The following is an 11,537-nucleotide window of genomic DNA, read 5'->3' on the forward strand; positions in this document are numbered from 1 at the left end:
GCCCCTCAAGCCGTCTTCTGCACCACCAGCCCCAGTTCCTCCATCATCGCCTCGCGCATCAAAAACTTCTGCGGCTTGCCCGTCACCGTCATCGGCAGTTCGGTGCGGAAGCGGATGTAGCGGGGGATTTTGTAGTGGGCGATCTGGCCGGCGCAGAAATTCGTGATCTCCTGCTCGGTGGCGATCTGGTTGGGCTTCAGCACGATCCAGGCGCACAGCTCCTCGCCATATTTGGCGTCGGGAATGCCGAACACCTGCACCTCCTTGACCTTGGGATGGCGGTAGAGGAATTCCTCGACCTCTCTGGGATAGACGTTTTCGCCGCCGCGGATGACCATGTCCTTGACCCGGCCGACAATGTTGCAATAGCCCTCGGCGTCGATGGTGGCGAGATCACCGGTGTGCATCCAGCCGTCGGCGTCGATCGCCTCGCGGGTTTTTTCCGCGTCGTCCCAGTAGCCTTTCATGACGGAATAGCCGCGGGTGCACAGCTCACCCGGCGCGCCGACGGCGACGGTGGCGCCCTCGGCGTCGATGGCCTTGACCTCGACATGCGGATGGATGCGGCCGACAGTGGAGACGCGTTTTTCCAGCGGATCGTCGACGCTGCTCTGGAACGAGACCGGGCTGGTCTCGGTCATGCCGTAGGCGATGGTCACCTCTTCCATATGCATCAGCGACACCACCTTCTTCATCACCTCGATCGGGCATGGCGAGCCCGCCATGATGCCGGTGCGCAGGCTGGAGAGATCGAAGCTGGTGAAGTCGGCGTGGTCGAGCATGGCGACGAACATGGTCGGCACGCCGTAGAGGCCGGTGCAGCGTTCCTGCGCCACCGCCTTCAGCGTCGCGCCGGCGTCAAAACCCTCGCCAGGAAACACCATGGTCGCGCCCTTGGTAACGCAGCCCATCGTGCCCATCGACATGCCGAAGCAGTGGTAGAGCGGCACCGGGATGCAGAGCCGGTCGTCGACGGTGAGCTTGATCGCAGCGGTGACGAAATTGCCATTGTTGACGATGTTGGTGTGGGTCAGCGTCGCGCCCTTGGGCGCGCCCGTCGTGCCTGATGTGAACTGGATGTTGATGGCTTCGCCCGGCTTCAGCCCTTCGGAGATGCGGTCGAGGCTGTCATGCTCGTCACGGCCGGCCATCGACAGCACGTCGGCGAAATTGAACATGCCGGGCGAGTTGTCATCGCCCATGCGGATGACGATCTTCAGCGCCGGCAATTTCTGCGCCTTGAGCTTGCCGGGGGTGGCCTTGGCGAGCTCCGGCGCCAGCGTCTCGATCATGCCGAGATAGTCGGAGGTCTTGAAACTGGCGGCGGTGACCAGCGCCTTGCAGCCGACCTTGTTGAGGGCATATTCGAGCTCGGTCAGCCGGTAGGCCGGGTTGATGTTGACCAGGATCAGGCCGATGCGAGCGGTGGCGAATTGGGTGACCAGCCATTCCCAGCGGTTGGGCGACCAGATGCCGACACGGTCGCCTTTTTCGAGGCCGAGCGCCAGGAAGCCGGCGGCGAGCGTATCGACCGTGTCCGACAATTCGCTCCAGGTGAAGCGCTTGTCCTGGCCGACGAAGACGGCAGCATCCTGCGTGGCGTATCTGCCGACCGTGTCGGAGAAAAGCTGGGGGATCGTCTTGTCGAGCAGCGGCGGGGTGCGCTCGCCGGAGACATGCGCGCGGCCGTCGAGCGGGGCGATGAACGCCCTGCCGCGCCCGCGCAGATTGGTGGCGTTCTTGAGCTCGTCGAGATTGATCGCCATCGCCGTCTCCTCCCGATGAGTGAGCCTAGCAGCCTGATGGGATGGTGGAAAGTAGAGGCGGTTCCCCTCCCCCTCGCGGGGAGGGTGCCTCGCGAAGCGAGGCGGTGGGGTCCTCGGCGAAGTGCTCGACTTCCTTGCTCACGGTCGACCCGGCTTGGGTCGTCTCGCGTCGAGCACTGCCGGAGCGACCCCACCCGTCCATCCGCCTTTGGCGGCTGTCCACCCTCCCCTCAAGGGGGAGGGAGCGCGCTCATCTTCGCGGCTATTTCCCGCACTAGCGCCTCATCCGCAGCAGCACGATCTTTCCTGGCAGCCACGAGGCAGGCCTGCGACTTCAGCACAACCCCATCGGCCAGCACCTTGAGATGGTTGGCGCGTAGGGTCGAGCCGGTGGTGGTGATGTCGACGATGACATCGGCAAGGCCTGCCGCCGGCGCGCCTTCGGTAGCGCCGAGGCTTTCGACGATGCGGTAAACCTGGATGCCGTGCTTTTGCGAGAAGAATTGTTGCGTCAGCCGCCAGTATTTGGTTGCGATCCTCAGCCGCCTGCCGTGGCGCTGGCGGAAATCGGCGGCGACATCGTCGAGATCGGCCATGGTATCGACGTCGAGCCAGATGCCGGGCACCGCGACCACGACATCGGCATGGCCGAAGCCGAGGCGAGCGACGATTTCGGCGCGCGCTTCCCAGTCGGCGAGGTTTTCGCGCAGCAGATCCTCGCCGGTAATGCCGAGGTCGACCGAACCTTGCCCAATCTCGCCGGCGATTTCGGACGCCGACAGGAACGCCACCTCGATGCCCTCAGTGCCGTCGATGCGGGCGCGGTACTGGCGCTCATCGCCGGGCAGGCTGACGGCAAGCCCGGCCCTGGCCAGTACCTCCAAGGCCTGCTCCTTGAGCCGGCCTTTCGATGGGATCGCCAGCGTGATCATTGCGGCTCTCCCCGCAGCGCTTCGATGCGGTCGAGCCAGACGGAGAAGCCGACGCCGGGGATCGGCGTCTTGGCGCCGAGCAGGGTCAGCAGCCGGTCGTAGCGACCGCCGCCGGCCAGCGGCCGCTCGCCACCAAGTGCTGCGATCTCGAAGACGATGCCGGTGTAGTAATCCAGCGGACGGCCGAAGGCAGCGTCGTAGCGGATCGTCTTTGCAGGCAGGCCATGTGCCTCGATGGCTTTGGCGCGGGCGGCGAATTTTTCCAGCGCCGCGCCCAGCGAAAGCCCGGCAGAGGCCGCAAAACTTTCGAGCGCAGCACTCGCGCCGTCGAGCGGCACGTCGATGGCGAGAAAATCCCTGAGCGCCGCAAACGCTTCGTTCGACAACCGCACGCTGCGCAGTTCGGCCTTTTCGATCAGCCGCCGGGCAATGTCCGCCGGCGCGCGCCCGCCGGAGCCCGACAGGCCGGCCCCTTCCATGCCGCCGGCGATGTGGGCGGAAAGCGCTTCGAGATCGCCATCGAGCACAAGGGCCGCGACATCGCCGTCAAGCTGACCGTTGCGCGGCGGGTTGGCGAGATCGGCGAGTGCTGCCTGCAGCATCGGCGCCGAGCCGAAGGCGCGCGCAAGCCGCATGCGCCAGCCGCGCGGCAAGCCGAGTGCTGCCAGCACCGCCTCGAAGATGGTCTGGTCGCCGAGCGTGATCGCAAGAGGTTGCGCCGGCAGCACCAGCTGCAGCAGCGCGTGCGCATCGGCCAGCGAACGCGCATCGGCCTCGGCTGTATCGCGGTCGCCGAGATCCTCGATGCCGGCCTGAAAGAACTCGTTGCCGCCCTCGCGGCGCTGGCGGAACACTTCGCCGAGATAGGAATAGCGGCGCGGCGTGCCGGCCTGCGAGGCGATGTGGTCGAGGCAGACGGGGATGGTGAATTCGGGCCGCAGACACAGCGTCTTGCCGGTCTCGCTTTCGGTGAGAAAGATGCGGCGGCGCAGATCCTCGCCGGCCATATCGAGGAATGGGTCGGCCGGCTGCAGCACCGCGACCTCAACCGCATGGGTGTTGCGGGTGGCGAAGAGCTTGGTGATTTCGGATGCGATGGCGGGATAGCGGGAGGTCATGCGTGGCGCGAGGCACCCCCCTCTGGCCTGCCGGCCATCTCCCCCTCAAGGGGGGAGATTGGCAGCTCGGAGCGCAGCGCCTCTTCTTCAACGCCGGAGATTGGCGAAACCATGCGCGACATCCAATCTCCCCCCTTGAGGGGGAGATGGCCGGCAGGCCAGAGGGGGGCGTTCAAGCGCCACCCTTCGCACGGTCAGCGGCCTGCACCGCCAAAATCTTCCTCACCTCGGCGACCAGCTCTCCCTCCGCCACCGTCACCTGCGCCGGGCGGGCAGCCCGCCATTCAGCGTTGTCGGCGATTTCAGCGGACATGCGCGCGCCTTCGATCAGATCCTTGATCTGCAACTCGCCCTTGGCGCGCTCATCGCCGCCCTGGATGATCGCGACCGGGCTACCGCGGCGGTCGGCGTATTTCAGCTGCGCCTTCATGCCGGCGCCGCCGAGATACATTTCGGAGCGGATGCCGGCCGCGCGCAGATCGGCCACCATCTTCTGGTAGCGACCGAGGCTTTCCGTATCCTTGTCCATCACCAGCACGACGACCGGCGCGATGACATCGGTGGTGTCCAGCTCGCCGAGGTTCTTCAGCGCCGTCATCAGGCGGGAGACGCCGATCGAAAAGCCGGTCGCCGGCACCGGCTCGCCACGGAAGCGCGAGACCAGCCCGTCATAGCGGCCGCCACCACCGACCGAACCGAAGCGCACGATCTGGCCGTCTTCGTTGGGGATTTCGGCGAGCAATTCGGCTTCGAAGACCGGGCCGGTGTAGTATTCGAGGCCGCGCACGACGGAGCGGTCCATGGCGATGCGATCTTCGCCATATCCGGCCGCCCTGACCAGGGCTTCAATCGTCGCGAGCTCGCCGACGCCTTCTTGGTAAGTCGGGTTCGAGCTCACTATGGAAACCTGGTCGACCTGTGCGTTCCTTGCCGTGGCGAGGAGGACTGCTTCAGCTTGCCCGTCGTCCAAACCAGCGCCCTTGGCGAAGTCGCCCTCGCCTTCCTTGCCGCCATCCCATCGGCCCGGCCCAAGCAGAAGCTTCACGCCTTCCGGCCCGAGCTTGTCCAGCTTGTCGATGGCGCGCAGCACGGTCAGCCGGCGGCCGGCATTGTTGTCACCGCCAAGGCCGATCGCCTCCAGCACGCCATCCAGCACCTTGCGGTTGTTGACCCGGATGACGTAGTCGCCACGCTTGATGCCAAGCGCTTCCATCACGTCGGCCATCATCATGGCCATCTCGGCGTCGGCTGCGACGCCCGGCGTACCGATCGTGTCGGCGTCGAACTGCATGAACTGGCGGAAGCGGCCCGGGCCGGGCTTTTCGTTGCGGAACACCCAGCCGGAGCGGTAGCTGCGATAGGGTTTCGGCAGCTTCTCAAAATTCTCGGCGACGAAACGCGCCGTCGGCGCAGTCAAATCATAGCGCAGCGACAGCCACTGCTCATCATCGTCCTGGAACGAGAAAACGCCTTCGTTCGGCCGGTCCTGGTCGGGCAGGAATTTGCCGAGCGCATCGGTGTACTCGATCAGCGGCTGGTCGGCCGGCTCGAAACCGTAGAGCTCATAGACCGAACGGATCGTGGCCATCATCTTCTCGACGGCACGGATGTCGTCCGCACTGCGGTCGGCAAAGCCGCGCGGCAGCCGTGCTTTCGTCTTTTCCGATTTGTCGGCCATGGGATGGGTCTTTTCGCTAAGTAATCGATGACTTATTTGGAGTCGGCGTGTCCTAACCGAAGCGGCTTGGTGCGGCAAGGGTTTGCGCTCTTTCCTTCTCCTTCGAAACAAAACGCACCAAAAGGAAACAATTCCGCCATCGGCGCGGCATCGTGCCGACACAATCAGAGCCGATAAGCGCGCCGAAACAAAGGGTTGGGGCCATGACTGCGGCACGCAAATTCAATATCAGAGACGACGGCTTGCATGAAGTCCGGCTGCGGCCGGCCGAGAGCCGTGCGCAGGTGACGGCGAGCCCCGGTCCGTTTGAGGTCACTGCCGACGAGCGCAAGCGTTCCACCATGCGCGAGGCGCTGATGACTGGATTGCTGGTGATTTATCCGGCCTTTGCGGCACTGGCGGCGATTGTCGCCGGGCTTTTTCTGACGGGCGCCAGCGGGACGTGAGTTCCTTACCCTCCCCCTTGTGGGGAGGGTCGACGCGTAGCGTCGGGGTGGGGGTGCGGCGCCAAGATACCCCCACCCGCGCCTTCGGCGCGACCTCCCCACAAGGGGGAGGTAGGGGGACAGCGCCCTACTTCGGCCTCTTAAAGGCCTTGCGTTCCTTCTCCACCTGCTCCCGGCAAACACACCCCTCGATATGGTCGTTGACCAGACCCATCGCTTGCATGAAGGCATAGACCGTCGTCGGTCCGACAAAGCTCCAGCCGCGCTTTTTCAACTCCTTCGAAATCCTGATCGAGACCGCTGTCGTCGGGTTGGCCCTCAGGTGGGCGAGGTCGACGATCTCCGGCCGCTCCTCCGGCCCCGGCTCGAACTTCCAGAACCAGGCGGCCAGCGAGCCGAATTCATCCACCATTTCGCGCGCGCGTTTGGCGTTGTTGATGGTCGAGACGATCTTGCCGCGGTGGCGGATGATGCCGACATTGGCGACCAGGCGCTCGACATCCTCGTCGGTGAAGGCAGCGACCTTGTCGAAGTCGAAACCGGCGAAGGCCTCGCGGAAATTCTCGCGCTTGCGCAGAATGGTCAGCCAGGACAGGCCGGACTGAAAGCCTTCGAGGCAGATCTTTTCGAACAGCCTGCGGTCGTCGGCGACCGGCCGGCCCCATTCATGGTCGTGGTAGTGCAGATAGTCCGGCAGATTGCCGTGCCAGAAGCAGCGCGTGATCCCGTCGGAGCCGGTAAGCAGTCCGGTGTTGTCTTGCGCCATGGCCAATCCATCCGTTAACGCGCTTTTGCGCTGCATTTACCGCGGCTTTACCAGATTCCTGAACCCGGCGGTAACCACACCAAAAGGTTTACTGACAAAGCGGCATTTTACGCATTCCGATTCATGTTTCGGTTGCCGCTTCGCGCCAAGGATCGCGCAACCGGGGGCAAGTTCCGCCTCCGTCCGTTCGACGATCAAGGTGCGTTCCGATGAAGATCTTTTTGCGTTCCGTGCTCGGCGCCGTGGCCATTCTGGCCGCCGGCGTCACCTCGTCTGCCGCCAACGACCGCTATGCCGACAGGCCGCCGGTGATGGTGAGCCCCGACCTTTCCGCGCCCTGGGTGCTGCAGCTTGGCCGCGCGCCCGGCATCGTGCGGCAGAGCCGCCAGTTCGTGCAGCAGCAGCCACGCCTTCGCTATGCGCAGCCAGCGCGACCCGATCGGGTGCGCACTGCTTCCGTGCAGGCGCCGGCCAAGCGCGTGGTGATGCGGCCGCAGATCAATCCGCTCTATCTGCCGCAGGAAGTCGCCTATGACGGCCCGCAGAAGCCGGGCACGATCGTCATCGATACGACGCAGAACTTCCTGTTCCTGGTCGAGAAGAACGGCAAGGCGCGGCGCTATGGCGTCGGCACCGGCAAGCCTGGGTTCGAATGGTCTGGCACGCACAAGATCACCAACAAGCGCGTCTGGCCGGACTGGCGCCCGCCAGCGGAGATGATCAAGCGCGAGGCTGCCAAGGGCCGCTACCTCCCGACCTATCTGGCCGGTGGCGAAGAGAATCCGCTAGGCGCCCGCGCGCTCTATCTCGGCACGACGGAATACCGCATCCACGGCACCAACCAGCCATGGACCATCGGCGGCTCGGTATCTTCCGGCTGTATCCGCATGCGCAACGAGGACGTGGTTGACCTTTACGAGAGGGTCAATGTTGGAACGACCGTGGTCGTGATATAGTCGGCTACCGAATCATCTGGTTCAGAAGGCTAGACCTTCAGGGATCGGGAAGAGTTTACGGGGGACGGGCCGTGTGGGGATGCGGCCAGTCAGGAAAGGGCAGCCCGGGAAGCCGCGCTGCCCTTTCTCTTTGCGGCTATAGCTGAGCCAGGCTGCGCCAGAACGTCGCGCCAGGGGGATGACGGTTCGCTTTCACGCTGCCTTGCCGCATTTCCCCTGCTATAGGGACGGCCAAACTCCCCTGCGCCAAACTCGCTGCAAAGGTTCAGCCATGTCTCCGCCAGACGATAGCCGCTATCTCCGGGGCGGCCCGGTCGCCCAGCGCATCATGGCATCCGTGCGCGAGGATGCCGCCATCGCCACCGCCGAAGGTTTTCCGCCCAAGCTGGTGTCGATCACCGTCGGCGATACCGCTGCCGTCGATGTCTATGTGCGCAACCAGCGCGCCAAGGCCGCGCTTGCCGGCATCGGTTTCGAGGAGCGGCGGTTCCCCGCCGACATCAGCGCCGGCGAACTCGAGGCGGCGATCCACGGCCTGAACGCCGACCCGCGTGTCACCGGCATCATCATCCAGCGGCCGGTGCCGGCGCATATCCCGATCAAGACGCTGCAAGCGGCGGTGCATCCACTGAAGGACGTCGAGGGCATGCATCCGGCGTCGATCGGCAATATCGTCTACAATCAGCTCGACCTCGCGCCTTGCACGGCTGCGGCCTCGGTCGAGCTGCTCAAGGAAACCGGCCTCGACCTCAAGGGGCTCGAAGTCGTCGTCGTCGGCCATTCCGAGATCGTCGGCAAGCCGATTGCCTTCCTGCTGATGAGCGAAGGCGCAACGGTGACGGTGTGCCATCACATGACGCGCTCGGTGGCGGCACATGCGCGCCGCGCCGATGCGCTGTTCGTCGCCGTCGGCAAGCCGCGGCTGATCAAGGCCGACATGGTAAAGCCCGGTGCGGCCGTCATCGACATCGGCATCAATTCCGAGATCGGCCCGGACGGCACGAGCCGCATCGTCGGCGACGTCGACACCGAGAGCGTGAAGGAAGTCGCGTCCTGGATCACGCCGGTGCCGGGCGGCGTCGGCCCGATCACTGTGGCGATCCTCTTGCGCAACACAATGGTCGCGCTCAGCCGCCAGCGCGCGCGCTACCAGGCGACGTATGGCGTGGTGGACCGGCTGGCAGCGGAATAGCTGCTTACTCGGCGGCGACCAGGTTTCCTTCGGAGACGCCCTCCGGCTTCGGACCACCATAGGCCCAGTCGAGCAGCTTGATCGTGTGCACCACCGGCAGCTTTGCAGCCGAAGCGATCTGGGTGATGCAGCCGATATTGCCTGTGGCGACGATTTCGGCGTCGGTCGCCTCGATGTTCTTCACCTTGCGGTCACGCAACCTTGCGGAAATCTCCGGCTGCAGGATGTTGTAGGTGCCGGCGGAGCCGCAGCACAGATGCCCCTCGCGCGGTTCGCGCACGACGAAGCCCGCCTTGGACAGCAATTCCTTCGGCTGGCGGATGATCTTCTGACCGTGCTGCATCGAGCAGGCGGAGTGATAGGCGACGACGGTGCCGGGTTTGCGCACCGGCTCGGGCAGGTCGAGGCTTGCGAGATATTCGGTAATGTCCCTGGCCAGCGCCGAGACCCGCGCGGCCTTGTCGGCATAGGCCGGATCGAGGCGCAGCATGAAGCCGTAGTCCTTGATCGTTGTGCCGCAGCCGGACGCGGTGATGACGATGGCATCGAGCCCGCCCTGGTCGATGGCACGCGCCCACGCATCGACATTCTGCCGGGCCGAGGCAAGGGCTGCTGCCTCGCGGCCCATATGATGGACCAGCGCGCCACAGCAGGCTTCGCCCTGCGGCACCACGACCTCGACGCCAAGCCTGGTCAGCAATGCAATCGTCGTCTCGTTGATGGCGGGGTCGAGTACCGATTGGGCGCAGCCGGTGAGGATGGCGACGCGGCCTCTCTTCGTCCCCTGCCCGGCATGAATGCCGGAAGAGGCCATTGGCGAGACCGTCGGGATCGAGGCCGGTGCCAGCTTCAGCATCGCGCCCAGCGGCCTCAGGGCCGGCAGCCTTTCGAACAGGCCGATGAATGGCTTGCCCAGTCTCGCCAATTTCAGCGCGGCGCGAAAGCGCGCGGGATAGGGCAGCACGAAGGCCAGCATGGCGCGGGTGAGCCGGTCGAGCAGCGGCCGCTTGTAAGTTTCCTCGATATGGGCGCGGGCATGGTCGACCAGATGCATGTAATTGACGCCCGACGGGCAGGTGGTCATGCAGGCCAGGCAGGACAGGCAGCGGTCGATATGGGTGACGATCTGCTTGTCGGCCGGGCGGCCATTCTCCAGCATGTCCTTGATGAGATAAATGCGCCCGCGCGGCGAATCGAGTTCGTTGCCGAGCGTCACATAGGTCGGGCAAGTGGCGGTGCAGAAGCCGCAATGCACGCATTTGCGCAGGATCTTCTCCGATTCCGCGACATGCCGATCAGCGAGCTGGGCAAGGGAGAAATTGGTCTGCATCGCGTTAGCCCTGGGCCATGCGGCCGGGATTGAGGATGGCCTTGGGATCGAACTCGGCCTTGAGCCTAGCCGACAGGGCGGCCAGATGCGGCGCCTGTGGCTCGAACACCGGCACGGCGGCGCGATGCGCGGGCGCGGCGCGCACCAGCGTCGCGTGGCCGCCGCCATGTTTTCTGATCAGCCCGCGCAGCAGGGCGGCCTCGGGATCGCCCTCCTCCATGCGCAGCCAGACCAGCCCACCCTGCCAGTCGTAAAAGGCGCTGACGCCGATCTGCATGCGCAGCGTCAGTACCATCTGGTGGGCCTGGGACGGCGCCATCGAAACGCGCCAGACCGGCTTTTCACTGCCGTCGGCGAAGGGAGCGCAATCCCTGATATCACGCCAAAGGGCATGCGAGGCCTCGCCGGCAATGTCCTGCAACGGGCCGGCATTTTTCAGCAGGGTTTTCAGTGCCTCGATGCGATAGGCGACCGAAGGGCCGAACCCTTCGACGCGCAGCAGCGTCGCGGCGTCAGTGCCGAGCGCGCCGTCGGCGACACGCGCGGCGATCCGCTCCGGCAGATGCGCGGCGCTCGACACTTCGGCGCTGGAGCCGAGCGCCAGCGCCATGGCGGCGGCCGCCGCATCGTCGAGCAGGCCACGCACGGCAAGCGTGACCTCGGTCTCGGCCGCCGGCAACACCTTGAAGGTGACGTCGGTGAACACGGCCAGCGTCCCCCAGCTGTTGGCCATCAGCTTCGACAGGTCGTAGCCGGTGACATTCTTGACGACGCGGCCGCCGGACTTGAAAGCTTCGCCGCGGCCGGCAACGGCGTTGATGCCGAGGATGTGGTCGCGCGCGGCGCCCGCCTTCAGCCGGCGCGGGCCGGACAGGTTCGCGGCAAGCACACCGCCGATCGTGCCTCTTCCCTTGATGCCGCCGAACAATGGGCCGTAGTCCATCGGCTCGAAAGCAAGTTGCTGGCCGTTTTCGGCGAGCAGGCTTTCTATATCGGAAAGCGGTGTGCCGGCCTTCGCCGACAGCACCAGTTCGGCCGGCTCGTAGAGCGTGACGCCGGTGAGTTTTGAGAGATCGAGCGTGTGTTCGCTCTGCTGTGGCCGGCCGATGCGGCGCTTGGAGCCGTGGCCGATGATTTCCAAAGGTGACTCTTCCGCGGCCGCCCATTGGACGATGGAGAGGGTCTCGGCCGATGTGGTGGGAGTGAAGGTCGTCATGGCGAAGATGGGTCGAGTTCCTTCGCGCCCCCCTCTGTCCTGCCGGACATCTCCCCCTCAAGGGGGGAGATCGGAAGTCGCGTCCGATTTCGCCAATCTCCGACCTTGAAGGAGGGGTAAGGCGCGCAAGCTGCCAA

Annotated in this window: 10 protein-coding genes; 3 read left to right on the forward strand and 7 right to left on the reverse strand. The window is 65.1% G+C overall.

Going from position 1 to position 11,537, the window contains the following annotated elements; all coding sequences use genetic code 11:
- Nucleotides 1-5 precede the first annotated feature (5 nt).
- The 4 genes from NKI64_RS10345 to hisS all read right to left on the reverse strand — a co-directional run bounded on the left by NKI64_RS10345 (nt 6) and on the right by hisS (nt 5,494).
- The gene (locus NKI64_RS10345) at nt 6-1,766 is read right to left on the reverse strand and encodes an AMP-binding protein (protein WP_352667824.1); all 1,761 of its coding nucleotides are present in this window, start codon (nt 1,764-1,766) and stop codon (nt 6-8) included.
- A gap of 230 nt (nt 1,767-1,996) precedes the next feature.
- The gene (gene hisG, locus NKI64_RS10350) at nt 1,997-2,698 is read right to left on the reverse strand and encodes an ATP phosphoribosyltransferase (protein WP_023701298.1); all 702 of its coding nucleotides are present in this window, start codon (nt 2,696-2,698) and stop codon (nt 1,997-1,999) included.
- On the reverse strand, nt 2,695-3,816 hold the full coding sequence (locus tag NKI64_RS10355; RefSeq protein WP_023704467.1) for an ATP phosphoribosyltransferase regulatory subunit: 1,122 nt from the start codon (nt 3,814-3,816) through the stop codon (nt 2,695-2,697). Before NKI64_RS10355 ends, hisG begins: the two co-directional genes overlap by 4 nt.
- Nucleotides 3,817-3,988: 172 nt before the next feature.
- The gene (gene hisS, locus NKI64_RS10360) at nt 3,989-5,494 is read right to left on the reverse strand and encodes a histidine--tRNA ligase (RefSeq protein WP_352667826.1); all 1,506 of its coding nucleotides are present in this window, start codon (nt 5,492-5,494) and stop codon (nt 3,989-3,991) included.
- 203 nt (nt 5,495-5,697) lie between these two features.
- On the opposite strand from hisS, the gene NKI64_RS10365 reads away from it, so the two are divergent.
- Nucleotides 5,698-5,940: a hypothetical protein gene (locus NKI64_RS10365; RefSeq protein ID WP_352667828.1), complete on the forward strand. Its 243-nt coding sequence runs from the start codon at nt 5,698-5,700 to the stop codon at nt 5,938-5,940.
- Between the two features lie 127 nt (nt 5,941-6,067).
- Here the strand turns inward: NKI64_RS10365 and NKI64_RS10370 are convergent, their stop codons facing one another.
- On the reverse strand, nt 6,068-6,706 hold the full coding sequence (locus NKI64_RS10370) for a DNA-3-methyladenine glycosylase I (RefSeq protein ID WP_023750651.1): 639 nt from the start codon (nt 6,704-6,706) through the stop codon (nt 6,068-6,070).
- Nucleotides 6,707-6,915: 209 nt separating this feature from the next.
- On the opposite strand from NKI64_RS10370, the gene NKI64_RS10375 reads away from it, so the two are divergent.
- Both NKI64_RS10375 and NKI64_RS10380 read left to right on the forward strand, forming a co-directional pair.
- Nucleotides 6,916-7,662, forward strand: a complete 747-nt coding sequence (locus NKI64_RS10375) for a L,D-transpeptidase (RefSeq protein ID WP_023750650.1) — start codon at nt 6,916-6,918, stop codon at nt 7,660-7,662.
- A gap of 271 nt (nt 7,663-7,933) precedes the next feature.
- On the forward strand, nt 7,934-8,854 hold the full coding sequence (locus tag NKI64_RS10380) for a bifunctional 5,10-methylenetetrahydrofolate dehydrogenase/5,10-methenyltetrahydrofolate cyclohydrolase (RefSeq protein ID WP_023670547.1): 921 nt from the start codon (nt 7,934-7,936) through the stop codon (nt 8,852-8,854).
- Nucleotides 8,855-8,858: 4 nt separating this feature from the next.
- On the opposite strand, the gene glcF is transcribed toward NKI64_RS10380, so the two are convergent.
- Nucleotides 8,859-10,184, reverse strand: coding sequence for a glycolate oxidase subunit GlcF (glcF, locus tag NKI64_RS10385; protein ID WP_352667831.1), 1,326 nt, complete (start codon nt 10,182-10,184; stop codon nt 8,859-8,861).
- 4 nt (nt 10,185-10,188) lie between these two features.
- Complete coding sequence (locus NKI64_RS10390; protein WP_023735725.1) at nt 10,189-11,400, reverse strand: FAD-binding protein; 1,212 nt, start codon at nt 11,398-11,400, stop codon at nt 10,189-10,191.
- Between the last annotated feature and the right edge of the window lie 137 nt (nt 11,401-11,537).

The sequence above is a fragment of the Mesorhizobium sp. M0478 genome, from assembly GCF_040321305.1.
In the GTDB taxonomy this organism is placed as follows: Bacteria; Pseudomonadota; Alphaproteobacteria; order Rhizobiales; family Rhizobiaceae; genus Mesorhizobium.

Coding starts and splice junctions, on each gene's coding strand:
- NKI64_RS10345 (WP_352667824.1), bottom strand. CDS start 1,766: ATGGCGATCAATCTCGACGAGCTCAAGAACGCCACCAATCTGCGCGGG.
- hisG (WP_023701298.1), bottom strand. CDS start 2,698: ATGATCACGCTGGCGATCCCATCGAAAGGCCGGCTCAAGGAGCAGGCC.
- NKI64_RS10355 (WP_023704467.1), bottom strand. CDS start 3,816: ATGACCTCCCGCTATCCCGCCATCGCATCCGAAATCACCAAGCTCTTC.
- hisS (WP_352667826.1), bottom strand. CDS start 5,494: ATGGCCGACAAATCGGAAAAGACGAAAGCACGGCTGCCGCGCGGCTTT.
- NKI64_RS10365 (WP_352667828.1), top strand. CDS start 5,698: ATGACTGCGGCACGCAAATTCAATATCAGAGACGACGGCTTGCATGAA.
- NKI64_RS10370 (WP_023750651.1), bottom strand. CDS start 6,706: ATGGCGCAAGACAACACCGGACTGCTTACCGGCTCCGACGGGATCACG.
- NKI64_RS10375 (WP_023750650.1), top strand. CDS start 6,916: ATGAAGATCTTTTTGCGTTCCGTGCTCGGCGCCGTGGCCATTCTGGCC.
- NKI64_RS10380 (WP_023670547.1), top strand. CDS start 7,934: ATGTCTCCGCCAGACGATAGCCGCTATCTCCGGGGCGGCCCGGTCGCC.
- glcF (WP_352667831.1), bottom strand. CDS start 10,184: ATGCAGACCAATTTCTCCCTTGCCCAGCTCGCTGATCGGCATGTCGCG.
- NKI64_RS10390 (WP_023735725.1), bottom strand. CDS start 11,400: ATGACGACCTTCACTCCCACCACATCGGCCGAGACCCTCTCCATCGTC.